Source organism: Streptomyces turgidiscabies Car8 (assembly GCF_000331005.1).
In the GTDB taxonomy this organism is placed as follows: Bacteria; Actinomycetota; Actinomycetes; order Streptomycetales; family Streptomycetaceae; genus Streptomyces; species Streptomyces turgidiscabies.
In genome coordinates, this window is the sequence record NZ_AEJB01000208.1 from 1 (window position 1) to 26,270 (window position 26,270).

Below are 26,270 nucleotides of genomic sequence, written 5' to 3' on the forward strand. Positions count from 1 at the left end.
CCGCACTGGCAGAACTGCGGCTCAGGCAACCGTAGTTGCTTCAGCCGGTCGGGCGACCGTGGTCACTTCAGGTAGACCAGGCCGTCCGTCGTGACCGCCGGGCGGCCGGTCGTGCCGACGACCACGATCTTGACCGTGTGTTTGGCGCTCGCGCTCCAGCTCTTCGTCCAGATCGCGTCCCGGTACTTCGTCGTCGTCGACTTCAGGTCCACCGTGGCGACCTTGACGTTGTCCACGAAGACGTTGACCTGGCCGGACGTCGAGGCCCGCGACACCGCGAGGGCGGCCGAGCGCCCGGTGAACGTCCAGGTCATCGAGGCGTTCTTGGCGGAGCTGGAGAAGGACTTGCCGCCCAGGTAGCTGGTCGACGACTTCGCCGTCCAGGTGCCCGCGCGGGTCGCCGAGGTCTCCTGGAGGATCATCGGCGTACCGGCGACCGAGGCCGCCTTCATGTTGCCCGCCTGGTCGTACGCCGTCATCGACCAGGTCGTGGCCGCACCGGACTTGGAGGTCAGGTTGGCGCTGGTGACCGTCGGACCGTACGTCTTGGCGACCGGGGCCGTCAGACGCACCTCCTTCAGGGCGGCCGTGTCCGTGGCCTTCCACTTCAGGGTGACCGGGACGGCCGTCGTGTTCACCGTGCCGGTGGTGAGGGAGAGGTTGGGCGCGGTGGTGAAGGCCGGCGCTGTCGTCTCGGCGACGACGGTCGCGGCGGCGGTGGTCGTCGCCTTGCCGGAGATGTGGGTGGCCCGTACCGACACGGAGTGCGTGCCGAGAGCCAGGTTCACCGTTCCGGAGGTCGCCGTACCGGCGGTGGTGGCGGCGACCTTGCCGTCGACCAGCACCTCGAACCTGGCGATCAGGGCGGCGGGTGTGGTAGCCGACCAAGTGACCGTCGTGGCCGACTTGGTGTACGTCCGCGTCCCCGAAACGCCCGCTCCGGTAACCGACTTGAGGGTGAGGCCGGTGACCGGGCCCGCCGCATAGCTGCGGATGGTGGGCAGTTGGGCGTAGAGCTTGGTGCCCGGGCACTCGGTGGCGTAGCCGTCGCCGTGGCCGTGGATGGTCGGGAAGCTGAGCTGGTCGCCCGTCTTCCACGTCCTGGTGTTGTACTGGCTGGTCCCGGCCGCGCCCGCGGTGAGCGTGGTCGTACCGGCCGGGTCGACACCGTACTGACCGAGCTTCCAGGCGGCGAGACGGGCGACGGAGGTCAGTACGGCGGTCGGCGGCTCGACCAGGTTGTAGTTGCCGAGGACCGAGATGCCGGTGGTCTGGCTGTTGAAGCCGTAGGCGTGTGCGCCGAAGACCGGCTTGTCGATCCCGCCCTTACGGCCCTCGAAGATCGTGCCGCACTTGTCGACCAGGAAGTTGTAGCCGATGTCCTTCCAGCCGTTCGTCTTCACGTGGTACGTGTAGATGCCTCGGATTATGGCCGGGGACTGGTCGCACGTGTAGTCGTTCGTCTCGGCGGTGTGGTGGACGACCACCGCCTTGATCCCGCCGGTCAGGTACTCCGGCGCCTCGGGGCTCATCGTCTCGTCCGCGCCCCAGCCCGCCCGCAGGGTGATCGGCGGCTTGACGGCGGTGGACGGCGGGGCGGTGGGGCCGGTGCTCGGCGGGGCCGTCGTCGGGGTGGCCGGGGCCGAAGTCGTCGCCGGCGGAGTCGTCTCGGGCGCGCCGCTGGACGACTCGGAGGCGGACTCCGAAGGGGGAACGGTAGGGGGCAGGCTCGGGGACTCGGAGGCGGACGCCGAGTCCGTCGCCGTCGGCGAGGGAGACTCCGACACCTCCGGCGAGGCCGTCTCGTCCGGCGACTCGGTGCTCGCGGCGGCAACGTAGCCGGCGGGTTCCAGGTCCGTGACCGAGGAGGTGCCGGGGTCGATCATGTCGACGCGCAGCCCCCTGGGCAGCTCGGCGGACTCCTTGCCGTCGACCCGGACCTCCACGCCGTCGGACGCGCCGACCCACGCGGGCTCGGTACCGGCGCGGGTCGCGCCCTCCTCGCCGGGTCCGCTGTCCGTGCCCAGCTCCAGCCAGGACGACCAGTTGTCGGTGCCGGCGTCCCGGGTACGGACCTCGACCTTGCCCGCCATCTTCGCCGACGGGTCGGACCAGGTGACGCCGAGCATGCTGAACGGCTTGGCGTCCCGCTTGGCCAGCGTCGCCGAGTCACCGTCGGCGGCGACCTTCAGGGCCGCCGCGTACTCCTCGCTCGCGATCGGCCCGGAGGCCGGCTTGCCGTCGTCGGCGGCGCTGTCCACACCGCCGCCGCTCATGCCCTGCACGATCAGAACCCCGGACACTCCGGCGGCCACTACGGCCCCGATGCCCCACCCTCGACGCGATCTCAGCAGACTCATCCCCGTCCGCACACCCTTCACCTAGGCCCCACCCGTTACATGCACATGCAGAGGTCAAGGTATCGGGAGAGTGATGGGCGTCAACAACCAACCCGGAATTTCAGCCTTCCCAGTGGTTTACAAACGCTCCAATGGAGCAAAATAAATGGCCCTGAAAGACTGGAAATTTCGAAGAATCTAGAACATTTACGGGTTTTCCCAGGCGGCCGGTTCCGCCGCCAGCCCCCGCACCGGCTCCGGCAGCTCCCCCGCCGCCAGATCGGCGAAGGTCACCCCCTCCAGCACCTTGCGGACGTTGGCGCGCAGCGCGACCCACAGCGGCAGCAGCGGTTCGGCGGGGCCGGAGTAGGCGAGGCCGGTCGGCCGTTCGCCGCGCACCGACACGATGGGCCCGTCCACGGCCCGGACGACGTCCGCGACGGTGATCTCGGCGGCGGGGCGCGCCAGCCGGTAGCCGCCGTTGCCGCCACGCCGGGAGTCGACGATCCCGCCGCGCCGCAGATCCCCGAGGATGCCCTCCAGGAACTTGTGCGGAATCGTCTGGGCGGCGGCGACGGTCTCCGCCTTCACGGCGGCTTCCTCCTGCCGTACGGCGAGCTCCAGCACCGCTCGTACCGCGTAGTCCGCCCGCGCCGAGATCCTCATGGGGTCATTGTCGACCGTCGTGAAGTGGATGTCGTCGCGGTATGGACAATGACCGCACCCGCGCACTCGCGTCACCACGCAGGTCCGCACCCGTCCATACGCATCCATATACGCACATACACGTCCACACGCGCGGGCCGTGCGGCCGAGGAGACCCAGTGGTGCTGAGCAGAAGGACCTTCACCGCGTTCGCGGGCACCGCCGCCCTCGGTCTCTCCCTCAGCGCGAGCGCGGGCACGGGCTCCGACGGGCCGGGCGGATCGGCGTACGCGGCCCGCATCGCACCCACCGGACCGGCCCCCGACCCGCCCTCGGCGGACGGCCGTCCGCACACCGTCGGCTTCGACCGATACTCCCTGCTCGTCGACGGCCGACGGCTCGTCCTGTGGTCGGGCGAGATGCATCCCTTCCGGCTGCCCAGCCCGTCCCTGTGGCGGGACGTCCTGCAGAAGATGCGCGCGCACGGCTACAACGCCGTCAGCGTCTACGTGGCCTGGAACTACCACTCCCCCGCCCCCGGCCGGTACGACTTCACGGGCGTCCGCGACCTGGACCTCTTCCTGCGCCAGGCCGCCGAGACCGGGCTGTACGTCATCCTGCGGCCGGGCCCGTACATCAACGCCGAGGTCGACGCCGGCGGCTTCCCCGGCTGGCTGACGGCGACGAAGGGCCGCGCCCGCACCTCCGACCCCACCTACCTCTCCCACGTCGACGAGTGGCTGACGGCGGTCAACCGGATCGTCGGCCGCCACCTCCACACCCGGGGCGACGGCACGGTCCTGCTCTACCAGATCGAGAACGAGTACGGCTCGTACGTCACCGAGCCCACCGGCATCGACTACATGTCCCATCTGTACGCCAAGGTCCGCGCCGACGGCATCGACGTCCCCCTCTTCCACAACGACCTCGGCAGGAACGGCTACTGGGCCCCCGGCACCTTCGACACCGACGGTGAGCGGGGGCGTTGGCTGTACGGCTTCGACGGCTATCCGGACCCCGGTCAACTCCCGCCGGACTGGGGCCACTTCGGCATCGGCGGCGAGAAGGGCGGGGCCACGGCGAGTCCCGGGACCCCTGGGTTCATCCCCGAGTTCGGGGGCGGCTGGTTCGATCCGTGGGGCGGGGCCGAGTTCGACGGGGCGGGGTACGCGGGGTCGGCGCGGACCCGGGACTCGGCCTACGAACGGCGCTTCTACCTCACCAACCTCGCCAACGGCATCACCGTCCACAACGTCTACATGACCTTCGGCGGCACCAGTTGGGGCTGGCTGCCCGCCCCACAGGTGTACACGTCGTACGACTACGGCGCCGCCTTCGACGAGGGGCGCCGGGCGACCCCGAAGGTCGTCCCCATGCACCAGCTCGGGCATCTGGTGCGGTGCGTCCCGGAGTTGGCCAAGCTGGACCGGGCCGAGGACATCACCGCAGGGGGCGGTGCGGCAGGGGGTAGGACGGCTGGGGGCGGTGCGGCGGTGGGTGACGGGCGGATCAAGGTCTACCACCTCTCCAACCCGGACACCCACGCCCACGTGTACGTCCTGCGCAACGACACCACGGAGTCGGTCACCTCCACGCTCCCGGTCGCCGGAACCACGCTGCCGGTCACCGTCCCCGCCTCGGACGCGCGTCTCCTCGCCGCCGGACTCGCCCTGGGGCGGCGGAGGTTGGCGTACTCCAACGCCCAGCCGATGCTGTGGCTGACGGCAGGACACCAGGACGTCGCCGTGCTGACCGGGCGAGCCGGAGAGGCGACGGTGACGGCGCTGGAGTGCGCGAGCGAGCCGACGGTGACCGTGCTCTCGGGCGACGCGGAGTCCTCGTACGCCGACGGGCTGGTGCGGGTGAGTGCCCGGCTCGGCGGGCTCACCCGGGTACTGGTGGAGGGCGGCGGTGTCCCGGCCCCCCTCCTTCTCCTCCTCGCCGACGACGAGACCTCGGTGCGGCTGTGGCCGCGCGAGACTCCGGCCGGGTCGGTGCTCGTCCTCGGGCCTCCGCTGCTGCGGACCGCCGAACTGGAGGATGACGTCGTGCGGTTGACCGGGGACACCGTCGAGGCGACCGAACTGGAGGTGTGGGCGCCGCACGGGGTTCGTGAAGTCGTCTGGAACCAGAAGCCGTTGCGTACGTCGGCCACCGACTCCGGGAGCCTGCGGGCCGAGCGGCCCTTGACCGGTGTCCCGGCGGTCGCTCTGCCCGTGCTGGACGGCTGGCGGCGACAGACGGAGAACCCCGAGTCCGAGCCCGGTTTCGACGACGCCAACTGGACAGTCGCCGACCGGACTTCGACGTTCAGTACGACGGCCGTACCCGACGGGCAGCCCGTGCTGTTCTCCGACGACTACGGGTTCCACTACGGGGACGTCTGGTACCGGGGCTCCTTCACGGGCGCCCGGGGCATGGAATCCGTGGCCCTCGGCTACAGCACCGGGACGCAGGGGCTGCTGATGGCGTGGCTGGACGGCGAGCCGCTGGGCACGCACCGGATGCCTGTGCCGGACAAGAAGACGGTGCGGAAGGGGAGTTGGGCGGACACGGCGAACTTCGCGGTGCCGGAGAGACTGCGGACGTCCGGTGGGCATGTGCTGTCCGTGCTGGTGCGGCGGATGCAGCACGACATGGACGGCAAGGCGCTGGACACCCACAAGGTCGCGCGCGGCCTGACGGGGGCAACCTTCACCGGCGCCTCCCCCGAGGTGAGTTGGCGGCTGCGGGGCGCGGCGACAGCCGATCCGGTGCGAGGGGCGCTCAACACCGGTGGGCTGTACGGGGAGCGGTCGGGCTGGCATCTGCCGGGGTACGGGGACGAGGGCTGGCCCGAGGTCGGCCTGCCGCGTGCCGAGCGGCGGCGGCAGGGGGTGACCTGGTACCGGACGGGGTTCCGGCTCGCCGTGGATCCGGGCGTCGACGCGTCGATCGGGCTGCTGCTGGAGGACGATCCGGCGCGCGCCTACCGCGTCCAGATCTTCCTGAACGGCTGGAACATGGGCCAGTACGTCAACGACGTCGGCCCCCAGCACACCTTCGTCCTCCCGAACGGCATCCTGCGCACCCGGGGCGCCAACACCCTTGCCCTGGCGGTGCTTTCGGACGGGACGACCGAGTCGGGGCCGGGACGGGTACGGCTGACACTGCTGGGGAGCGCGGCCGGGGGAGTTCCGGTGACGGTCGTCCCCTCCCCCGGCCGGTAGACGCGTACGTACGGACGCCTTCCGGGATCTCCCGGACCTACGCCAGCCGGATCACGTTCCACGACAGCGGCTCCAGGACGGCGGTCAGGGTGCCGTCCTGGAGAGTGGTGCCGGTGGTCTGGTGCGGGGTGACGCGCTCCGGGTCGTCCCTGGTGTTGCGGGCGTCCGGGTCGGCGTCGGCGATCGTGCTGTGCTCGACGACCGTCGTCAACTCCAGGCCGTTCAGCACGACTTCGAGCGGCAGCGGCTGGGTGCGGTCCCGGTTGACTGCGAAGACGGTGACCGTGCCGTCTTCGGCGCGTACGGCGGTGGCGTGCAGAAGGTCCGCCTCGCCGTACTTCTTCGTCTCGTAGGTCGGCGAGTCCACCCGTACGTCGAGGACCTCGCCGCGCCCGTACGTGCTGGCCTGCGCGAACGGGAAGAACGTCGTCTGGCGCCAGGCCGGGCCGCCCGGCTCGGTCATGATCGGCGCGATGACGTTGACGAGCTGGGCGAGACAGGCGACGGTGACGCGGTCCGCGTGCCGGAGCAGGGCGATGAGCAGCGAGCCGAAGACGACGGCGTCGGTGACGGAGTAGACGTCCTCCAGGAGGCGCGGGGCCTCGGCCCAGTCCCGCGCGCCGGAGTTCTCGATCTCGTGCCACCCCGACATGTACCAGACGTTCCACTCGTCGAAGGAGAGGTTGATCTTCTTCTTCGACTTGAGGCGGGCGCCGACGTGGTCGCAGGTCGCGACCACGTTGTCGATGAACGACTCCATGTCCACGGCGGAGGCCAGGAAGGAGTCGATGTCGCCGTCCTGGGGCTCGTAGTAGGCGTGCAGGGAGATGTAGTCGACCAGGTCGTACGTCTCCTGGAGGACCGTCGACTCCCAGGTGGCGAACGTGTCCATGCCCTGGCTGGAGGAGCCGCAGGCGACGAGTTCGAGGTCCGGCTCGATCTGGCGCATCGCGCGGGCGGTCTCGGCGGCGAGGCGGCCGTACTCCTCGGCGGTCTTGTGGCCGGTTTGCCAGGGGCCGTCCATCTCGTTGCCGAGGCACCACATCTTGATGCCGAACGGGTCCTTGTCGCCGTGGGCGGCGCGCAGGTCCGCGCGGGCGGTGCCGGCGGGGTGGTTGGCGTACTCCTGGAGTTCGAGGGCCTCGGCGACCCCCCGGGTGCCGAGGTTGACGGCCATCACCGGCTCGGCCTGCGGGCCGAGCTTCCGCAGGAAGTCGATGTACTCGGAGAGCCCGAAGCGGTTGGACTCCGTCGAGCGCCAGGCGAGGTCGAGGCGGCGGGGGCGCTCCTCGACCGGGCCGACCGAGTCCTCCCACTTGTAGCCGGAGACGAAGTTGCCGCCGGGGTAGCGGATCGCGGTGACACCGAGTTCGCGGACCAGTTCCAGCACGTCCGTGCGCAGGCCCGCCTCGTCCGCGGTGGGGTGGTCCGGCTCGAAGATCCCGGTGTAGACGCAGCGGCCGAGGTGTTCGACGAACGAGCCGAAGAGCCGGGGGTTGACCTCACCGACGGTGAAGGCGGGGTCGATCGTGAAACGGGCGGTGCGGGACATGGGTTCCTCTCCGGCGTTCTGCGTTTCGTTCTGCGTGCTGCCTGCTGCGTGCTGCGCTGCGTTCCGTGTTCCCTGTTCGGTATCTCGGTATCCGCTCGTAACTTCGAACAAAACCGTAATTTTGGAGTGTCCACACGTCAATGGCGTGCGTGCGCAACGATCGTTCCGACTCCTCCAACGATCGTTGGATTTCCCTGGTGCCCAGGGGTCCGGACGCGTAGGGTCAGCCCGTGAGTGAGCCCCTCCCGGAGACCCTGGCCCGCCTCGAAGAGCGCATCGACGAGGCCTGCCTCGACCGCGCCGAAGTCCTCGACGTACGCGCCCTGTCCGCCCGAACCGCTCTCACGGAGGGCGAGATCCGGGCACTGCTGGCCGAGGGCGCGCAACCTCCGGCCGACGACATCGAGGGCCGTATCCGGAGCCGGGTGCGCACCCTCCACGAGACGCGGCTCGCGGCGAACGGCAGAACGCGTGCCGAGGTCTGCAAGGAGGTCGCGGGCGCCCTGTCGATCAGCCCCGAGTGGGCCCGTCAGCTGCTCCTCGGCAAGAAGATGCCGAACGTTCCCGATCTCACCGCGCTCGCCGCGTACTTCGACGTCGAGCAGGGCACCGGCTTCTTCACCGACCCCGCGCCCGTCGTGCTCCACCGTGAACTGCGCCGGCTGCTCGGGGAACTCGGCGGCGCCGAGGAGGGCCCGCTGGTCCGGTTCGCGACCCGGCACGGTGTCGTCACGCTGGCCCTGCGCGGCCGACGGCTGACCCCGCGCAAGCAGGAGGCCCTCGCCGTGATGCTCGAAGGGCTGCTGAGCGGCGGCGAGGAGACGGAGCGGTGACGCCGAGGAGGACGACGCGCGGGATGACGAAGGGGCTGACGAGGGGCGTGCTGGCCGCGCTGCTGCCCGCCCGGGCCGCGCACCGGCTGCGGACCCGGGGCGCGATGCGCGACCTGACCGGCGCGCTCGACATGGCACTGCGGGACCAGGCCGACAGCACCTCTGGCGCAGGGGAGTTGTGCCGGGCGCTGTGCGCGGAGATGAGCGTGCGGCGCGGGCGGCGCGTCGAGCTGCGGTTCGAGCGCTTTCCCGACGAGATCGAAGTCACCGGTCTGTGTGTGGAGTTCCACGACTTCGACCTGGTGATCGTCGAGGAGCGGGCCGAGGCGGTGCAGCAACTCGTCATCCTGGGACACGAGTTGTGGCATCTGCACGCCGGGCACTGCCATCACCACAGTGTCGGCGCGAGCGCCGCCCGGGTCCTGGCCGACGAGCAGTCCTGGCAGGGCGGCGCGTTGACAGTCGCTGCCCGCAACGGCTCCCGCGAGGCCGACGAGGCCGACGCCGAGGAGTTCGGCCACCGCCTCGCCACCGTCTTCCGGCCGTGGGTGGAGGGCCGTACGACGAGTGCGGGAAGCAGTGGTGTGCAGGCCTCGCTGGGGTATCGCGGCCGGGGAAGCGGAAACGCCCGGCGATGAACCTCTCCGGCTTCCTCGGCGAGCCGTACTCCGTCCTCGTGTTCGGGACACCGATCGTGTTCCTGGCCGCCGCCCTGGTGTTCAAGCTGCCCAGCATCGTCAGCCTGTGGGGCGACCCGCTGCGGCGGGCGGTCGGCGGGCTGCTGCTGCTCGCCTGCGGCATCTTCGTCCTCGCGGCGCCCCCGGCCATCGGCTGGACCAACCGGGTCTCCGGTGTGCCCAACCTCGCGGCGCCCCTCGTCTACAGCTTCCTCGTCGCGTTCTGCGGGGCGAGCCTGCTGCTGATGATCGCGTGGCGCGGCGGCCTCACCGGGCGCTCGACGGGGTCGGCGGGATCCGCCGGGGGGCGTCGGACGATGCGGTGGGTCGCCGTCGGGCACGCGGGGGTGATCGTCGCGCTGTGGGCGCTGTTCGCGCTCGCGGACGTACCCGTGGAGCGCCGGCGGGACCTGGACACGTACTACGCCCGGACGCCCTTCATGCGCGAGTTCGTCGTGCTCTACCTGCTCGCGCACACCACGTCCTGTGTCCTGACGTACCGGCTGGTCCGGGACTGGATCCACACCCCCGGACTCGACGTGTGGCTGCGCCGGGGTCTGCGGTCGCTGGCCGTCGGTTACGCCGCCAACCTGGTGTTCGACGCGGCGAAGGGCACCGCCGTCCTCGCCCGGTGGGCGGGCGGTGACCTGGACCCCCTGTCCACCGAACTGGCCCCCGCCGCCGCCGGTGTGGCCGCCGCCCTCATCGCGACGGGGTTCGTGCTGCCGCACGCCGGCCAGTATCTGCGCGACCGCGGGCGGATCCGGCGCGCCCGCCGCCGGCTCGGCCCGTTGTACGACCTGCTGCGCACCGCCACCGGCAGAGGCGTCCCCTTCTCGCTGTGGGCCACCCCGGAACTGCGGCTGATCCGCCGCGAGACGTTCATCCGCGACGCCCTGCTGCAACTCGCCCGCCACTTCGACGAGGAGATGCGGCGGCGGTCGTACGAGGCCGCCGTGGACCTGGGACACGGCGCGCGGCGGGCACAAGCGCTCGCGGCGGCGGTGACGATCCGGGACGCGATCGAGGCGCGCGCCCGGTCCCGGCACCCCACCCCCCAAGTCACCGGCCACGCGACCGACTTGCTCACGGACCTGCTCCAGGGCATCGAAGCCGTGTCCCAGGTGCTGAGTCACCCCGATGAGATCGAGGCGGTGCGCACCCTCGCGACCGCCCCAGCAGAGAGTCTGCACGTATATGAGTGATCGCCCGACTTCCGTCGACTCCCCCCTCAGACCGGCCTCCGGACGGACCGTCAGATCCGCCGTCGTGCTCGGCGGTTCGCTCGCCGGGCTGCTTGCGGCCCGAGCCCTGGTCGAGTTCGCCGACCGTGTGACCGTCGTCGAGCGTGACGTCCTGCCGGACGGCCCCGAGCCGCGCCGGAACCTGCCGCAGGCCCGGCACGCGCATGTGCTGTGGTCGGGCGGTGCCCGGGCCGTCGAGGAACTGGTGCCGGGCGTGGGCGAGTTGCTGCTCGACGCCGGTGCGCACCGGCTGCCGGTCACGACGGACATGGTGGCGCTGGCCCCGCAGGGCTGGTTCCGGCGATGGGCCGAGTCGCACCACGTGTTCCTGTGCGGCCGGGACCTGCTGGACGCGACCGTCCGCGCCCAGGTCCTGGACGACGACCGGGTCAAACTGGTCGAGCACGCCGAGGTGTTGGGCCTGGAGGGCACGGCCGAGGCCGTCACCGGCGTGCGGGTGCGGGGCGCCGACGGCAGCCGGAGCACACTCCACGCGGACCTGGTCGTGGACGCCACCGGCCGCGCCTCGCGCACCCCGCACTGGCTGCGCGAACTGGGGCTGCCCGAACCGCCGCGCCGGGTGGTCGACTCGGGGCTCGCGTACGCCAGCCGGATCTACCGGGCGCCCGAACCCGCCCGGCAGGGCTTCCCGATGGTCAACGTGCAGGCGGACCCGAGGGGTGCCGGTCCGGGCCGGGCGGGCGTCCTCGTACCCGTCGAGGACGGCTGCTGGCTGGTCTCCCTGTCCGGCACCCGGGGCTGCGAACCTCCCACGGACGGCGCCGAGTTCACGCGTTTCGCCCGTGAGGAGCTGCGGCACCCGGTGATCGCCGAACTGCTCGCGGGAGCGGAACCCCTGACGGGCGTCTCCGTCACCCGGACGACGTCGAACCGGCGGCACTACTACGAGCGGATGTCCGCCTGGCCGGAGAACTTCACGGTGATCGGCGACGCGCTGGCCGCCTACAACCCGATCTACGGCCACGGCATGTCCGTGGCGGCCCAAAGTGCCGTCGCCCTGAGGGATGTGATCCGCCGTCAGGGCTGGGGAGCGCCCGGTCTGTCCCGCCAAGCCCAGAAGGCGGTGGCCCGTCCGGTCGCCGCCGCCTGGGACCTGGCGACGAGCCAGGACCTCTTCTATCCCGGCGCCACGGAACACGGCCCCACCTTGCGGGACCGTCTGCTGGCGGCCTACGTGGGCCGCCTGATGCGCACGGCCGCGGGCAACGGCCGTATCGCCCGCCGGGTGACGGACGTGACGTCCCTGGAACGCGGCGCGGAGGTGCTGCTGGCACCGAGTGTGCTGCTGGCGGCGGCGATCGGCCCGCTCAAACCGCCGCTCAGCGGCCCGCCCCTGCGACCGGAGGAGTGGAAGGCCGCCGAGTGACCGGCCCGACGGACAGCCCGGTTGTCACCAAACGGCATTGCCTGTCCGCCGGTGGCGGCCGTACGGTCCGGATCATGCTTCCTGTGGTCGAGACGGACGAACAGTGGGACACGGTCGTCCCCGACGAGACGGTGATGCGGGCCGGGGCGGCCGACCTGTGCGCCCGCCTCGGCCTGCGCGGCGCCCCGCTGACCCGGTTCGCGGACGGCTCGCAGCCGGTGTACGCGGTCGGCGACGAGCTCGTCCTGAAACTGTTCCCCGGGGCCGCCGCCGACGACGGCAGGGCAGAGGGCCGGGTCCTGTCGTATCTGCAGGGCCGGCTTCCCGTACCGACCCCGAAGGTCCACGACTTCGGGCCGTACGAGAACGGCTGGCAGTACGTCCTGATGTCCCGCCTGCCCGGTGTGAACCTCGCCCACGTCTGGGGCCATGTCCCGCGCGCCCACCGGGAGCGCCTCGTCACCGAGATCGGCGAGGCGCTGGCCGCCCTGCACGCCCTCGACCCCGGGCCCCTCGACGACGTCCTCGGCCCGGAGAACTGGGGCGCGTTCCTGGACCGGCGGCGCGAGCGCACGGTCGAGCAGCAGCGCGGTCACGGTCTGTCGGCGCCCTGGCTGGACCGGATACCCGACTTCCTCGCCGCGACCCCGCTCCCCCGCACCCCGGCCCGCTCCCTGCTGCACACCGAGGTGATGCAGCAGCACTTCCTGATCGACCCGGACACCTGGCGCCTGACCGGCCTCTTCGACTTCGAGCCGGCGATGATCGGCGACCGCGCGTACGACTTCGTGGGCGTCGGCCTGTTCGTCACCCGGGGCGACCCGGACCTGCTGGCCCGCCTGTCGCGCGCGTACGGCCACACCTTCGCCCCGCCCCAGCTCCTCGCGTACACACTGCTGCACGTGTACAGCAACCTGCCCTGGTACATGCGCGAACTGCACGTACCGGTGGAGGGGACCTGGGAGGCGGTGGCGGAGGAGTGGTTCGGTACGGGGTGAGCCCGTCCGGCAGGGAGTGACCGGGTCAGCCGGCGAACGCCGGCTGGGCGACCCCCTTGCCCGCTCCCGGGACGACCAGGAGCGAGCCCGACATCGGGTGGGGGTCGGAGAGGCCGACGCGGGCCGTGGTGATGTACAGGTCCGTGAGGTTCGGGCCGCCGAAGGCACAGGCCGTGGGGCGGACCGTCGGGAGGGTGATCGTACGGTCCAGGGTGCCTGCCGGGGTGTAGCGGCGGACCGCCCCGCCGTCCCACAGGGCGACCCAGATACAACCTTCCGCGTCGACCGTCAGGCCGTCGGGGAAGCCCGCGCCCTCCTCGATCAGCGCCAACTGGCGTCGGTTGCCGACATTTTGGCCGTCGGCCGACACGTCGAAGACGTCGACGCGGCGGGTCGGGGAGTCGATGTAGTACATCAGCCGGCCGTCCGGGCTCCAGCCCGTCCCGTTGCTCACCGCGACGTCGTCCAGGACCGTCGTGGCCCCGCCGTCTCCCGTGAACCGGGCCAGCGTGCCGCCGCCCGGCGCCTCGTCGTAGCGCATCGTGCCGGCCCACAGGGAGCCGTCGGGGGCCACCGCCGCGTCGTTCGCCCGGCGCCCGGGGGTCGGCTCGTGGTGCAGCCAGCGGAAGCCTGCGGCTGAGTCGGTGGCGGGGTCGGCGCTCTCGCCGTCGTACAGGGCCACTCCGTCGCGCAGGTTCAGGACCAGGCCGCCGCCGGCGCGTGGTTTCGCCGCGCCCACGTGCTGCTCCGTCGCCATGACCGTGCGGCGGCCCGTCGACGGGTCGTAGGTGTTGACGCGGGAGCCGAGGATGTCGATCCAGATCAGCCGGGACGCCGCCGCGTCCCAGGTCGGGCCCTCGCCGAGGGTCGCCTGCGCCTGGACCGCCACTTCGAGGGCGGGTTCGTACGTCGTCATGCCACACTCCGGTGACCGAGGCGCTCGGAGAGTTCGGCGGCGCCCTTGGCTGCGAGCTGTTCCAGCTCCGAACGGTGGTCGTCGCTCCAGCGGATCATCGGGACGGAGATCGACAGCGCGGCGACCACCCGGCCCGTGCGGTCGTGCACGGGCGCGGCCACACAGCTCACGTCCGGGTTCGACTCGCGGTTCTCCACGGCGACGCCCCGGCGACGGATCTCCGCGAGGGCCTCGCGCAGGACCGCCGGGTCGGTGATGCTGTTCGGCGTCATCGCGGGCAGCGGAACCTTGTCGGGAACCCGGGCGGAGAGCTCGTGGTCGGGGAGCGAGGCCAGCAGCATCTTGCCCACGGAGGTGCAGTGGGCGGGCAGCCGGCGGCCCGCGGCCGACACCATCCGGACCGCGTGGGTGGAGTCCACCTTGGCGATGTAGATGACGTCCGTGCCTTCGAGGATCGCGACGTGCACCGTCTCGCCGCAGTTCTCGGCGACGGAACGGGCCACCTGCAGACCCTCCGCGGCGAGGTCGAGCTGCTCGGCGTAACGGCTGCCGAGCTGGTACGGGCGCACGCCCAGGCGGTAGCGTCCCGGCTGGCCGGGGACCTGCACGATGTACGAACGGGCGGCGAGTGTCGTCACCAGTTCGTGCACGGTGGTGCGTGGCAGCTGAAGCCGGCGCACTATGTCCGGGGCGGAGAGAGTCCCGTCTCCGTCCAGGAAGAGCTCAAGAATGTCGAGAGCCCGGGTCACGGCAGGTACGAGGCGTCCCATGACGGCCCCCTCTCTTGTGTTCAAGGTGTCTACGATCTCGAAGCGATACGACGACGTTCGAGATTTCAACAGACGATCGGCATGACGAACAGAGGACAGGCTAACCACAAGGGCCCGGCCGGGCAATGGGCGTGCGACGGCTTCGTTGCCGTCCGTGACTGTCCTCGCCGCCCGGCAGGTACGGCACGATGGTCCGCATGTTCACGGTCATCGACTTCCAGCTGGTGCTCCTGCGCCGCATGGCGGACCACAACCCGGACCTGGTGGAGGACGCCCGGCACCAGCTGGGCGTGTCGATCGCGGACATGCGTGAGGCGAACAAACGCTGGCAGGGCATGCTGCGCTCCAAGTACGCCCGAGCTGCCGCCTCCCTCCCCCACTCTCGGCTTCGCTCGAGCGGGGGGACCCCCATACGCTCGGTCCTCGGCGCCCCCGAGTCGGTGACGGCGCGCAGAATCGGCGACCTGGAGTGCGAGGCCTGGCTGTGGCCCGTCCCCCTCTGGCCCGACCTGCGCTTCGAGGTGCTCGTGGCCGCGAACGGCGTCGCCTGGAACGAATGGCTGGTGCGGGCCCCGGGCGCCCCCGCCCCCGAACTCCGTACGCCGGACGATCTGCGCCCCTGGTCCTGCACGGTCGACGAGGTCGCCCGCGCCTTCGCCCCCGTCCGCCCCCTGGAGGGCACGGCCCCGACCCGCTGGGGCCTGGCGTTCACCGCACCGGACGGTACGGGGGTACGGCGGGAGTGCGCGGCGGAGTTCACCTGGGGGCTGCTGCAGCGAGTGGCCGTCAAGGACTGACGGGCCGCCCGTCACCCCCGCCGGTCACCCCCGAGGCTCACGACCGTCCCTGACGGCCGACGGCGGCCCGCAGGATGGCCTGCACGACCACCGGTACCGAGTCCGGATGCAGATCGAGGAACAGGTTGGGCTCGATCAACTCCAGTTCCATGACCCGGGGTTCACCGTCATCACCGAGGACAAGGTCCACCCGGGCGTACAGCAGACCGGAGTTGTCCGGCACGGCCTCCAACGCCTGTTCCGCTACGGCGAGTTCGGCCGGGGTCGGGATCCAGACCTCCAGGTCGGGATGGGCGACCTTGTCGTCGTCGTACGCCGTGCCGGGAGCCAGTACGGCTCCTTTGCGGCTGGCGTGCAGAAAGCTGCCGCCGAAGAACTGCAGGGCACGCTCCCCGGTGACGTCGATGCTCCCCACGTACGGCTGCACCATCGCGGTGAACCCCTCCGCGTGCATACGCGCGAGATGCCGTACGGCCGTCTCCCGGTCCTCGGGTGTGTAGCGGGCCGCGTAACGGGCGCCGGCACCTGAGGTGGGCTTGACGACGTACTCGCGGTCGTCGGGAAGGCCTGAGCCGTCGCCGGGTGCCTCACCGGGGGCCAGGTAGCGGGTGGGGACCGTGGGGACACCGGCCGCGGCCAGCTCGCCGAGGTACCGCTTGTCCATGTTCCAGCGCAGGACGCCGACCGGATTGGCGACCCGCGTGAGCTTCCCGCACCGCTCCAGCCAGCCCGCGAACTCCTCCGCGCGCCAGCTGTAGTCCCAGGTGGACCGCACCACCGCGAGGTCGTAGGACGCCCAGTCGATGTCGGGGTCGTCCCAGTGGACGGCGGTCGCGTCGGCCCCGGCTGCCAGCAACTCCCGTACCAGGAGCGGAAAATCCCGGTCCTTGCTGATCCCGGGCCGGGGGTCGTAGGTGACGATCGCGATGCGGACCACGGGGACTCCCTCGGTGAGGCGTGCGGTAAGGCGCGTAGCACTGGTTCACCACTGATAGTGGCGTGAGGTGAAGGTTAACAAGCGACGCTTGACCTTCACCTTCGGTGAAGCCCCAGCATCGGTGGCGGAACGAGGAACGGCCGGGAAACCGGGATCAGGGATCAGGAAAGGGGAGCGCTCCATGACGCAGCCGGAGATGCTGACCATCGGGGCGTTCGCCAGGGCGTGTCGGCTCTCGCCGAAGGCACTGCGGCTCTACGACGAACTGGACCTGCTCCGCCCTGCCCGCGTCGACCCCGACACCGGCTACCGCTACTACGCGGTGGCGCAGCTGGAGCAGGCCCGGCTGGTGGCCTGGCTGCGTCGGCTGGGGATGCCGCTGGCCCGTATCCGGCAGGTCGGGGCCATGGAGCCACCGGCCGCCGCCCAGGAGATCCGCGCTTTCTGGGCACAGGTCGAGGCCGACACCGCCGCCCGGCGCGATCTCGCCACGTTCCTCGTCGATCACCTCTCGACACCGCCGAGGAAGGACACCGAACTGATGACAAGCAGCAGTCCGCTCGAACTCCGTTACGCCGCCCGCACCGACATCGGTCTGGTCCGCGCAGCCAACCAGGACACGGCGTACGCCGGTTCACGCGTCCTGGCCGTCGCCGACGGCTTCGGCCCCGAGGGCGCACCGGCCAGTGCCGCCGCCGTCGAGGCCCTGAAGTTCCTGGACGCCGAACCGCTCACCGCCGGCAACGTCCTGAACCTCCTGGAGGACGCGGTCCAGGGCGCCAACCAGGCGGTCCGGGACATCGCCGGGACCAGGCACGAGAAGACAGGGGACGAGAAGACCGACGACGTCGGTACCACCCTCACCGCGATGGTGTGGACCGGGTCGCGCCTCGCCCTCGTACACATCGGAGACAGCCGCGCGTATCTCCTGCGTGACGGCGAACTCTTCCTGATCACCCACGACCACACCCTGGTCCAGTCGATGATCGACGAGGGCCGGCTCACCCCCGAGGAGGCCGCGACCCACCCCCAACGCACCCTGCTCCGCAAGGCGTTGCCGAACGCCCCGGCCCCGGCCTCCCCCGACCTGCGCCTGCACGACGCCCGGCCCGGCGACCGGTACCTCCTCTGCTCCGACGGCCTGACCAGGGCCGTACCGGAGGAGACGATTCAGTGTCTCCTCGCCACGATCCCCGACCCGGACGCGACGACGGCCGCGCTCATCGAGGCGGCGAACGCCAACGGGGGCCCGGACAACGTGAGTTGTGTGGTGGCGGACGTGGTGCACGGGGACCGAGGCCGGATTCGGATGCGGTAGGCGCTGGAAGCGAGTAGCCGGGCTGTCAGCTGTCGATGGGGTCGGGCCGGGCGTTCTCCCACTGGGTGAGGAGGCGGCGCGTGGAGGCGGTGATCGGATTGTTCGGGCCGAGGGCGCGTTCCATCCCCTCGACGACGCCGGTCATGTCGTCCACGGCCGCGCTCTTTCCCTCACCAGTGCCGTAGTAGTGCAGGATCACCAGTGAACTGCGAGCAATCAGCGTGACGTGGTGGTCGGGGCCCAGGTGTTCCGTGCCCATGGCGACGACGTGCTGGTAGGCGGCTTCGGCCTTGTCGGTCTCACCGTCCTCCTTGAGCCATTCGGCCATGCAGGACCAGGCGGCCAGCGTGTCCTGGTGGGCAGGCCCGAGGACCGGGTCGATCTCGCCGATCAGTTCCTCCATCGCCTCGACGCGACGAGGTAGTTGACCTGTCTCTCCCCGTAGCTGCAATCGCAGCAGGCGGGCCGACAAGGTCTCGGGGTGGTCCGGTCCCAGGACACGGATCAGGTCCGGTATGACGGCATCGATCCGGGCCAGCCCCATGTCGGCACGGCCCTGCTGCAGGCTTACCGCCGCCCAGAGAGCGCGAGCGTGCAGAACAACGGGATCGTCACCGCCCAGACGCCACTGCGCCACCGCCACGGAGAACGGAAGCTCGCTGCGCGCGATCCGCACGAGCACGATGATCGCGACCAGCGACACGAGGAGGTGAACCCAGAGAATCCCACCGATCGGCACGAACATCCCGCCCACAACGGCGAGTACCAGGCCGACCAGAGGCCAGCGCCATGCCTTCGAGACACGCTGACGTCGCATCGCGAAATCATCGCGTCCACGACAACCAAATGGGAAGCACACAGACGTGAGAAGTTCCGACGGGCACGGACGCGGAAAATCGCCACCGCGCGGACGGAGCGGACAAGGCGGCCCGATTGACGCAGGGACTCATGGCGACTCTCGGCGTGCGCGTCCTCCGTCGGCATCATGGGGGAGCTGATTTCCGTCGGCGGTGCCGTTTCCGGCGCAGGGGGAGATCGGAGCGATCGCAATGGTGGCGGCACAGGATGTCGACCGCGAGCGTTTCTTCCGGCAGCTGATGGTGTACGGAGGAGTCGTGGTGGCCGTGGTTCCCGCGGTGGTGTGGCTGGTGCTGGTGGTCCCCGACTGGGGGTGACCTCGGGTGTCGCCGCGCATGTACAACCGACGTGACGAGTTAAGGAGTACGACGCGTGTCCTCTCTCTTCCCCGGGCTGACCGGCGACCCGACCGGCGCCCTGAGCGGGCGGCCCGCCCTGCGTTTTGGCGAGCGCTCGCTGACGTACGCCGAACTCGCCGCCACGGCCGGAGCCCTCGCCGACCGGATTTCCGGGGCCGGCGGCCGGGTCGCGGTCTGGGCGACGCCGACGCTGGAGACGGCCGTCGGTGTCGTCGCCGCCCTGCTGGCCGGGGTCCCGGCGGTGCCGCTCAACCCGAAGTCGGGCGAGAGCGAGCTGGGCCACATCCTGAAGGACAGCTCACCCACTCTCGTACTCACCGCCCCCGGCGACCAACTCCCCGCTGCCTTCGGCTCGTTGGAGCGCATCGAGGTCGCGGTGGACGGCGCGGCCAGCCTCCCTTCGGGAGCCCCCGGGACAGCGTACGACCTCTCCCCCGAATCCCCCGCCCTGATCGTCTACACGTCCGGCACCACCGGCCCGCCCAAGGGCGCCGTCATCCCGCGCCGGGCCGTCGCCACCACCCTGGACGCGCTCGCCGACGCCTGGCAGTGGACCGACGAGGACGTCCTCGTGCACGCGCTTCCGCTCTTTCATGTGCACGGTCTGATTCTCGGCATCCTCGGCCCGCTGCGGCGCGGCGGCTCGGTACGGCACCTCGGGCGGTTCGCGACGGAGGGCGTCACCCGTGAGCTCAACGACGGGGCGACGATGCTGTTCGGCGTCCCGACGATGTACCACCGGATCGCGGAGGCGCTCCCCGACGACCCGGAACTCGCCGGGGCGCTCGGCCGGGCCCGTCTGCTCGTGTCCGGTTCCGCCGCGCTGCCCGTGCACGACCACGAGCGGATCGCGACGGCGACCGGCCGCCGGGTCGTGGAGCGCTACGGCATGACCGAGACGCTGATGCTGTGCTCGTCCCGGTGGACACCCCCGGACCCCCGGCCAAGCGTCCGCGCGGACGGGGAGCCGCGCGCGGGCACGGTCGGCGTACCGCTGCCGGGCGTCGAGCTGCGGCTCGTCGAGGAGGACGGGGCGCCCATCACGGCGTACGACGGCGAGAGCGTGGGTGAGATCCAGGTGCGCGGGCCGAACCTGTTCACCGAGTACCTGAACCGGCCCGACGCCACCGCCGCCGCCTTCACCGCCGACGGCTGGTTCCGCACCGGCGACATGGCGGTACGCGATCCCGACGGCTACGTCCGTATCGTCGGGCGCAAGGCCACCGACCTGATCAAGAGCGGCGGCTACAAGATCGGGGCGGGCGAGATCGAGAACGCTCTGCTGGAACACGCGGGCGTACGCGAGGCCGCCGTCACCGGGGAGCCCGACGCCGACCTGGGCGAGCGGATCGTCGCCTGGATCGTCCCCGCCGATCCCCAGTCCCCGCCGGACGCCGACGAGTTGGCCAACCACGTCGCGGCCCGTCTCGCCCCGCACAAACGCCCCCGGGTCGTGCGCTATCTGGACGCCCTCCCACGCAACGACATGGGGAAGATCATGAAGCGGGCGCTGCCCAGTGACTGACCGCACCCCCGGACGCCTCTCGGCCCGCGAGATCATCGCCCTGCTCTCAGACAGCGCGAGTGACGGTTTCGTCGAACTCACCTATTCCAAGAGGGAGTTCAAGCCCGACGGCCCCCTCGCCTGGCAGGGTTACGACACCTCGCGCGCCCGCGCCGCCGACCGTACCGGCGAGGAGGAGTCCGTCGTCTGCGGCACCGCCCGTATCGGGGGCACCCCGGCCGTACTGATCGCCTTCGAGTTCGGCTTCCTCGGCGGCTCGCTCGGCGAACGCACCGGAGACCGCCTGGAGTTGGCGTACGAGCACGCCCGCGCCCACCGCCTGCCCGTCGTCCCGCTCGTCGCGACGGGCGGCAGCCGGATGCAGGAGGGCATGCTCGCGCTGACCCAGCTCCAGCGTGTGGCCCGGCAGTCGGCGCTGACCCGTGAGGCGGGCCTGCCGCAGATCGCGGTGCTCCGGGATCCGACGACCGGCGGCGGCTGGGCGACCCTGGGCGCGGGCGCCGACGTCGTACTGGCGCTGCCCGGTGCCCAGGTGGGCTTCGCGGGCTCCCGGGTCCGGCCGGCCGACGCGGACCCGGCGGCGTACACGGCCGAGGCTCAGGTGGCGGCGGGCGCGGCCGACGCGGTCGTACGTCCGGAGGCGCTCCGGGAGACCCTGGCCCTGTGGCTGCGCCTGCTGAGCGGCCGTACCGAGGAGACCGGGTCGACGGAGGCCGCCCCGCCACCCCCACCCCTCGGTACGGCGTCCCTCCCCACCACCGGCTGGGACGCCGTCGAGCGCGCCCGCTCCCCTCGGCGTCCGCGCGCCGACGCCTATCTGGACGCGTACTTCACGCGGCGTGCCGCGATCAGCGGTGACCGCTGCGGGGGCACCGACGCCGGGATGGTGTGCGGGTTCGGCGAGCGTGCGGAGGACGGGCGGACCGTCGCGTACGCCGCGCAGCTCGGGACGGCCACCCGCCCCGCCGGCTATCGCACCGCCGCCCGGCTGATCCGCCTCGCGGACCGGCTCGGCGTGCCGGTGCTGACCCTGGTGGACACCCCGGGCGCCGCCAACGACGCCGACGCCGAGCGCCAGGGCGCGGGCGCCGCGATCGCGGACCTCTTCGGCGCGGTCGCCGCCACCCGCACGCCGGTCACCACGCTGCTCATCGGCGAGGGCGGCTCGGGCGGCGCCCTGGCCCTGGCCGCTCCGGGCAACACCTGGGCCACGCCGGACAGCTACTTCTCCGTCATCGCGCCGGAGCCGGCGGCGGCCATCCTCAAGCGCCCGGAGGGGGAGGTGGAGGCGACGGCGGACCAGCTACGGATCCGGCCGCAGGACCTGGTGGAGCTGGGCGTCGTCCGGGGCATCGTGGGCCGCCCGGAACCCGGCCCTGACATTCCGTGACGCCCCACAGGCCCCCCACGCCTCGCGCAGCCTCTTCGGGACCTTCGGCCACCCCGCTCGGGACTTTGGTCAGAATTGCGACATAAAGGACAAAACACCCATACGGCGGCACCCCACCCGGCCCCCTACAACAGGCGCCCCGCTCCTCCACCCCCGCACGATGCCAGTGGAGGCCCGCCGACCGGCGCGGCCCGTTCGGTCTGCGCTCTCGGGAGGATCTGCCATGACCGTCAGTCTGGAACAGATGCGCCGCTGCCATTTCGCCGTCGACCTCGGGGCCGCGCGGACCCGCGTCTACGTGAAGGGTGAAGGGATCGTCGTCGACCAGCCGTCGGTCGCCGCCGTGAACACAAAAACCGGTGCGCTGATCGCGGTCGGGGAGTTCGCCGAGAAGATGACGGGGCGTACGCCCCACTACATCCGGGTCGTGCGGCCCGTGTCCGGCGGAACCGTCGTCGACATCGAGATGGCGCAGCGCATGCTGCGGCACCTGATCGGCGACAAGGTCCGCCGCACCCTGCGCCGCAAGCCCTTCCTGCGGGCCGCCGCCTGCTACCCGCACGACGCCGACCCGCTCGCGCAGCGCGCGGCCATCGAGACGCTCGTCGGGCTCGGCGCCCGGCGCGTCGAACTCGTCGACACACTCGTCGCCGCCGCCGTGGGCTGCGGACTGCCCGTCGAGCAGCCCGAGGCGACCATGGTCATGGTGTGCGGCGCCGCCGCCACCCAGCTCGCCGTTCTCTCCCTCGGCTCGATCGTGACCGCCGAGCGGATCCCGGTCGGGGGCGAGGCCGTCGACCACGCGATCGTGCAGCACCTGCGCCACCAGCACGAACTGATGCTGCCCAGCCAGTCCGTACGTCCGCTGCAGCTCGCCCTCTCCGGCAACGGGCTCACCGCTCACGGTCCGTCGTCCACCGAGATCCACGGACGTGACGTCGCCACCGGCCTCGCCCGCTCCGTCCAGGTCGACACCGCCGCCGTGCGCGACGCCATCCAGACGCCGCTGACCGCCGTACTCGACGGCATCGGCAAGGTGCTCCGGGACTGCCCGCCCGATCTGGTGGCCGACCTCGCCGACCGAGGCATCATGATGGTCGGCGGCAGCGCGCTGCTCCCCGGGTTCGACCAGATGCTGCGGCAGGCCACGGGCATGCCGGTGCACATCGCCGAACGGCCGGACGTGTGCGCGGTGCAGGGCCTCGGGTACATGCTGGAGGGCCGGATCGAGCCGCTGGTACTGGATCCGCTGGCCACCTGAGACCGCCCACCCGAACCGGCGGCCCCACCCCATCCCCATGCCAGGCGACCCGCCCCCTCCTCCCTCCCTTCCTCTGCCGCCCCGGCTCGAAGCCGTACTCGGCATCGGTACCGATCTCGAACTGCGCACCACCCTCCAGCACATCGTGGACGGCGCGGCCGAGTTGACCGGTGCCCGGTACGCGGGGCTCGGGATGGCCGACCCCGGGCACGACGGTCTCCTGGAGATCCGCCGGGCCGATCTGGGGCGCGCCGAAAGGGAGGGCATCACCGTCATCGACGTACCGATCCTCGTGGAGGGCGAGGAGTTCGGGCGGCTGTACCTCGCCGAGAAACTCGACGGGACCCGATTCGGCGACGAGGAGAGGGAGTTGCTGCGGGTGCTGGCCGTGCAGGCAGGCATCGCGATCGGCAACGCCCGGCTGTACGAGGCCGCACGGCAGCGGGAGCGCTGGATCGAGGGTGCCGCCGCCGTCACCACCGCGCTGCTCACCGGTGGGGCCGCCGACGACGCGCTGATGATCGTCGCGGACCGCGCCCGGCTTCTCGCCGACGCCGCCGCGGGCGTCATCCTGCAGCCGACGGACGCCGGCGGTATGGAGATCGTGACCGCCTCCACGCTCGACGAACCCGGTGACATCGTCGGGACGGTCATCGCCCCGGGAAGCCCGGTTCTCGTTCAACTCCTCGGCGGGGAGCCGGTGTTCGTCGACGACTCGGCGACCGACCCGCGGATGACGACCCCTGTACGGCACCGGTTCGGGCCCAGCATGCTGCTGCCGTTGCAGGCCGAGGGGCGGCTGATCGGCACGCTCGCGCTGCCGCGCCGACGCGGCGACCGCCCGTACACCGGCACGGAACGGCTCCTCGCGACGCAGTTCGCCTCGCAGGCCGCCCTCGCGCTCGTCCTCGCCGACGCCCGGCGCCGCCGCGCCCGCCTCGCGGTGTACGAGGACCGCGACCGGATCGCCCGTGACCTGCACGATCTCGTCGTCCAACGACTGTTCGCCACCGGCATGATGCTGGAATCCACCCAGCGCCGGGCCGGGGACGACGACAGCGTGCGCGAGCTCCTCGGGCACGCCGTCGACGAACTCCAGGCCACCGTCCAGGAGGTCCGGACGACCATCTTCGCCCTCCAGCAGCCTCCGGCCGACGCACCGACAGGCCTGCGCGGCAAGGTCCTGCGGGAGACGGCCGGTGCGACCGCGGTGCTCGGCCGCCGGCCCTCCGTCCGCTTCACCGGGCCCGTCGAGCACCGTGTCCCCTCCCCCGTCGCCGCCCGGCTCCTCACCGCCCTGCGCCGCAACCTCGCCACCGCCGTACGCCGTCCCGGTGTCACGCGCGTCGAGGTCACGGTCGACGCGACGGCGGTCCTGCCGGACGGCCGGGACGCCGTACGGCTGACCGTGTACGCCGATGGCGACAGTGGTGATGACACAACGGGCGCAGGCCCGGGTACGACGGTCATCTGGCAGGCCCCGCTGGGACACGGCACCCTGTAGAGAGGTCACGGACCGTGGACGGCGGAGGGCAGCCAGTGACTGACATCGGCACGCGTAACGGCACGTTCGCCGGCACCCGCGTCGGCACGTTCATGGACACCGGCACGGGCACGCACATCGGGGCACGCGTCCGTACACGCATCGGGGTGACCGGGCACCGATCGATCCCCGCCGCCGTTCTGCCGTCGGTCCGCACGGGCATCCGCCGGCAGTTGCGGGGCGACGAGGAACTGGAGGCACTGAGCTGCCTCGCGGCCGGGGCCGACCAGTTGTTCGCCGACATGGCCCTGGACCGGGGCATACCCGTCACCGCCGTGATTCCCGGCATGGACTACGAGACCCACCTCGGCGACGCCGACACCCGTGCCGCGTACCGCCGTCTCCTCGACTCCTGCCGTACCCGCGTGAATCTGCCCGAGGAGGCGACACACGAAGAGGCCTACTTCGCGGCCGGCCGCTGGATCGTCGACCACGCCGACCGCCTGGTCGCGGTGTGGGACGGCCGGCCCGCCCGAGGGCTCGGCGGCACCGGGGACGTGGTGGCGTACGCCCGCCGAACAGGCGTTCCGGTGACGGTGCTGTGGCGACCGGGGGTGCTGCGCGGCTGAGTCGGGGGGTCAACCGCCGAACCGCACCAGCCAGTCGGTGTGCTGCGGTGACACGATCCGCTCGGCCTCGGCCACCGCCTCCGCCCACCCCGCCTCCGTCACCGTCTTGGACATCGAGACGCGCAGTGTCTCCAGGTCCTGTTCGATGAGGGAGTACGCGTACGTCAACGGCCGGTGCCGCCGCACCTCCTGCCAGGCCACCCCGGCGGCCGCGCCCGCGCTGAGGAGCCCGGTGAGATCCCAGCCGCCGATGACACCGAGGGCCCTGAGCACGGCAGCCAGCAGGGCGAGCCCGGTCAGGGCGGCCGTGACGGAGGACCAGCGCACGGAGGCGCGATGCGACTCGGAGGCGCGGTTCTTGTACCAGACGAACTGTTCCAGCTGCCGGTCCCGGAGATAGATCTCCCGGCGGGCGGCGAACGGCTTGGCGCGCACGGTCCGCATGACCGGGGTGATCTGCCCCGTTCCCCGGGAGTGGGCCCCGTTGCGGGAGTCCTCCCAGCCCACTCGTCTGAGTTCCCGGAGCCGCTCCTCCAGCCGTTCCGCGAACAGCCCGTCGGGGTCGGGGACCCTGGAGTGGAACGGCCCTCCGTGCACCATGTACTGCCAGGCAAGCGACTTGAGGAGCTCCGCCACATCGCGGTGCGCCCGCCACTGGGCGCGGGCCCGACGGCGGGCGATATGCAGCCCGATAGCAATCGTGAACGCATAAAGCAGAGCCGCCAATGCCGCTGGAATATGACTGTTGAAACGCTCCGCCAGCATCGCCATCGCGGTCGCCGACAACAGGAGCAGCAACTGCGTACGGACCGCGTAGAGAGACTCACTCTGGCGGCTCAGAGCGCGCCGATCACTTACGACAAACAGCGGCGGAAGATCATTCTCACTCAGCGTGACACTGGGCCCCGGAGTACCGGCGTGCAATTGACTCACCCCCGTGGTCATCGCCCACGCAATAGCCAACTCTTGGCGATCAGAGCCTGAAGTCGAATGGGCGGATTCCATCCTGGGGGTCGCCCTCCGGTATCGTCCGCGTCAAAACCAGACTTTCTTGGCGTCGGTCGGTCCCAACCGGCGACAAGGGGGCTGGACAGCGCCAGCAGAAGGAGCTACGAGCCAGTCATGAGCCTCTCTCAGTCACAG

The 26,270-nt window shown here is 71.4% G+C and carries 21 protein-coding genes and 1 pseudogene; 14 read left to right on the plus strand and 8 right to left on the minus strand.

The window, feature by feature from the left end; translation table 11 throughout:
- Positions 1 to 62 precede the first annotated feature (62 nt).
- Both STRTUCAR8_RS13105 and STRTUCAR8_RS13110 read right to left on the minus strand, forming a co-directional pair.
- Entirely contained in the window at positions 63 to 2,360 is a 2,298-nt protein-coding gene (locus STRTUCAR8_RS13105; RefSeq protein ID WP_199791680.1) for a peptidoglycan recognition protein family protein, read from the minus strand.
- Positions 2,361 to 2,546: 186 nt separating this feature from the next.
- On the minus strand, positions 2,547 to 3,005 hold the full coding sequence (locus STRTUCAR8_RS13110; protein WP_044472119.1) for an RrF2 family transcriptional regulator: 459 nt from the start codon (positions 3,003 to 3,005) through the stop codon (positions 2,547 to 2,549).
- 158 nt (positions 3,006 to 3,163) lie between these two features.
- On the opposite strand from STRTUCAR8_RS13110, the gene STRTUCAR8_RS13115 reads away from it, so the two are divergent.
- On the plus strand, positions 3,164 to 6,193 hold the full coding sequence (locus tag STRTUCAR8_RS13115; RefSeq protein WP_006376312.1) for a glycoside hydrolase family 35 protein: 3,030 nt from the start codon (positions 3,164 to 3,166) through the stop codon (positions 6,191 to 6,193).
- A gap of 37 nt (positions 6,194 to 6,230) precedes the next feature.
- On the opposite strand, the gene arfA is transcribed toward STRTUCAR8_RS13115, so the two are convergent.
- A complete protein-coding gene (gene arfA, locus STRTUCAR8_RS13120; protein WP_006376240.1) occupies positions 6,231 to 7,745 on the minus strand; it encodes an arabinosylfuranosidase ArfA in 1,515 nt (504 codons plus the stop codon).
- Between the two features lie 230 nt (positions 7,746 to 7,975).
- Here arfA and STRTUCAR8_RS13125 point away from each other — a divergent pair, with 230 nt between their 5' ends.
- From STRTUCAR8_RS13125 to STRTUCAR8_RS13145, 5 genes are all read left to right on the plus strand, one after another.
- A complete protein-coding gene (locus STRTUCAR8_RS13125) occupies positions 7,976 to 8,578 on the plus strand; it encodes a hypothetical protein (RefSeq protein ID WP_006376196.1) in 603 nt (200 codons plus the stop codon).
- A gap of 23 nt (positions 8,579 to 8,601) precedes the next feature.
- On the plus strand, positions 8,602 to 9,216 hold the full coding sequence (locus STRTUCAR8_RS13130) for a toxin-antitoxin system, toxin component family protein (RefSeq protein WP_407705441.1): 615 nt from the start codon (positions 8,602 to 8,604) through the stop codon (positions 9,214 to 9,216).
- A complete protein-coding gene (locus tag STRTUCAR8_RS13135; RefSeq protein WP_006376199.1) occupies positions 9,213 to 10,460 on the plus strand; it encodes an MAB_1171c family putative transporter in 1,248 nt (415 codons plus the stop codon). Before STRTUCAR8_RS13130 ends, STRTUCAR8_RS13135 begins: the two co-directional genes overlap by 4 nt.
- Positions 10,453 to 11,886 (plus strand): NAD(P)/FAD-dependent oxidoreductase, encoded by a 1,434-nt coding sequence (locus STRTUCAR8_RS13140; RefSeq protein ID WP_158697397.1) that lies wholly within the window; start codon positions 10,453 to 10,455, stop codon positions 11,884 to 11,886. Before STRTUCAR8_RS13135 ends, STRTUCAR8_RS13140 begins: the two co-directional genes overlap by 8 nt.
- Positions 11,887 to 11,960: 74 nt before the next feature.
- Complete coding sequence (locus STRTUCAR8_RS13145) at positions 11,961 to 12,884, plus strand: phosphotransferase family protein (protein ID WP_044472140.1); 924 nt, start codon at positions 11,961 to 11,963, stop codon at positions 12,882 to 12,884.
- Between the two features lie 25 nt (positions 12,885 to 12,909).
- Here STRTUCAR8_RS13145 and STRTUCAR8_RS13150 read toward each other — a convergent pair whose 3' ends face one another.
- Both STRTUCAR8_RS13150 and STRTUCAR8_RS13155 read right to left on the minus strand, forming a co-directional pair.
- A complete protein-coding gene (locus STRTUCAR8_RS13150) occupies positions 12,910 to 13,800 on the minus strand; it encodes an SMP-30/gluconolactonase/LRE family protein (protein WP_006376281.1) in 891 nt (296 codons plus the stop codon).
- Positions 13,797 to 14,570 carry an IclR family transcriptional regulator gene (locus STRTUCAR8_RS13155; RefSeq protein WP_006376339.1) on the minus strand — a complete coding sequence of 258 codons (774 nt, stop codon included), beginning with the start codon at positions 14,568 to 14,570 and terminating at the stop codon, positions 13,797 to 13,799. Before STRTUCAR8_RS13155 ends, STRTUCAR8_RS13150 begins: the two co-directional genes overlap by 4 nt.
- A 188-nt stretch (positions 14,571 to 14,758) precedes the next feature.
- On the opposite strand from STRTUCAR8_RS13155, the gene STRTUCAR8_RS13160 reads away from it, so the two are divergent.
- Positions 14,759 to 15,367, plus strand: a complete 609-nt coding sequence (locus STRTUCAR8_RS13160; protein WP_006376228.1) for a hypothetical protein — start codon at positions 14,759 to 14,761, stop codon at positions 15,365 to 15,367.
- A gap of 37 nt (positions 15,368 to 15,404) precedes the next feature.
- Here the strand turns inward: STRTUCAR8_RS13160 and STRTUCAR8_RS13165 are convergent, their stop codons facing one another.
- On the minus strand, positions 15,405 to 16,304 hold the full coding sequence (locus STRTUCAR8_RS13165) for an ATP-grasp domain-containing protein (protein ID WP_006376274.1): 900 nt from the start codon (positions 16,302 to 16,304) through the stop codon (positions 15,405 to 15,407).
- Between the two features lie 181 nt (positions 16,305 to 16,485).
- On the opposite strand from STRTUCAR8_RS13165, the gene STRTUCAR8_RS13170 reads away from it, so the two are divergent.
- Positions 16,486 to 17,622 carry a protein phosphatase 2C domain-containing protein gene (locus STRTUCAR8_RS13170; protein ID WP_006376220.1) on the plus strand — a complete coding sequence of 379 codons (1,137 nt, stop codon included), beginning with the start codon at positions 16,486 to 16,488 and terminating at the stop codon, positions 17,620 to 17,622.
- Positions 17,623 to 17,647: 25 nt separating this feature from the next.
- Here the strand turns inward: STRTUCAR8_RS13170 and STRTUCAR8_RS13175 are convergent, their stop codons facing one another.
- A complete protein-coding gene (locus STRTUCAR8_RS13175; protein WP_006376304.1) occupies positions 17,648 to 18,439 on the minus strand; it encodes a tetratricopeptide repeat protein in 792 nt (263 codons plus the stop codon).
- Positions 18,440 to 18,577: 138 nt separating this feature from the next.
- Between STRTUCAR8_RS13175 and STRTUCAR8_RS49595 the strand changes: the two are divergent.
- The 6 genes and pseudogenes from STRTUCAR8_RS49595 to STRTUCAR8_RS13200 form a co-directional block, all read left to right on the plus strand.
- Positions 18,578 to 18,797 (plus strand): annotated as a pseudogene (locus tag STRTUCAR8_RS49595) (SLC13 family permease); the annotation flags it as partial.
- 55 nt (positions 18,798 to 18,852) lie between these two features.
- Positions 18,853 to 20,364, plus strand: a complete 1,512-nt coding sequence (locus STRTUCAR8_RS13180) for an acyl-CoA synthetase (protein ID WP_006376221.1) — start codon at positions 18,853 to 18,855, stop codon at positions 20,362 to 20,364.
- On the plus strand, positions 20,357 to 21,754 hold the full coding sequence (locus STRTUCAR8_RS13185) for a carboxyl transferase domain-containing protein (protein ID WP_006376236.1): 1,398 nt from the start codon (positions 20,357 to 20,359) through the stop codon (positions 21,752 to 21,754). The genes STRTUCAR8_RS13180 and STRTUCAR8_RS13185 overlap by 8 nt, the downstream gene beginning before the upstream one ends.
- A 223-nt stretch (positions 21,755 to 21,977) precedes the next feature.
- Positions 21,978 to 23,015: a rod shape-determining protein gene (gene mreB / locus STRTUCAR8_RS13190; RefSeq protein WP_006376286.1), complete on the plus strand. Its 1,038-nt coding sequence runs from the start codon at positions 21,978 to 21,980 to the stop codon at positions 23,013 to 23,015.
- A 37-nt stretch (positions 23,016 to 23,052) separates the two neighbouring features.
- The gene (locus STRTUCAR8_RS13195; protein ID WP_006376191.1) at positions 23,053 to 24,519 is read left to right on the plus strand and encodes a GAF domain-containing protein; all 1,467 of its coding nucleotides are present in this window, start codon (positions 23,053 to 23,055) and stop codon (positions 24,517 to 24,519) included.
- Between the two features lie 92 nt (positions 24,520 to 24,611).
- Complete coding sequence (locus tag STRTUCAR8_RS13200; RefSeq protein WP_044472141.1) at positions 24,612 to 25,127, plus strand: hypothetical protein; 516 nt, start codon at positions 24,612 to 24,614, stop codon at positions 25,125 to 25,127.
- Positions 25,128 to 25,136: 9 nt separating this feature from the next.
- On the opposite strand, the gene STRTUCAR8_RS13205 is transcribed toward STRTUCAR8_RS13200, so the two are convergent.
- On the minus strand, positions 25,137 to 26,072 hold the full coding sequence (locus tag STRTUCAR8_RS13205; protein ID WP_078507185.1) for a DUF4231 domain-containing protein: 936 nt from the start codon (positions 26,070 to 26,072) through the stop codon (positions 25,137 to 25,139).
- Positions 26,073 to 26,270: the final 198 nt, after the last annotated feature.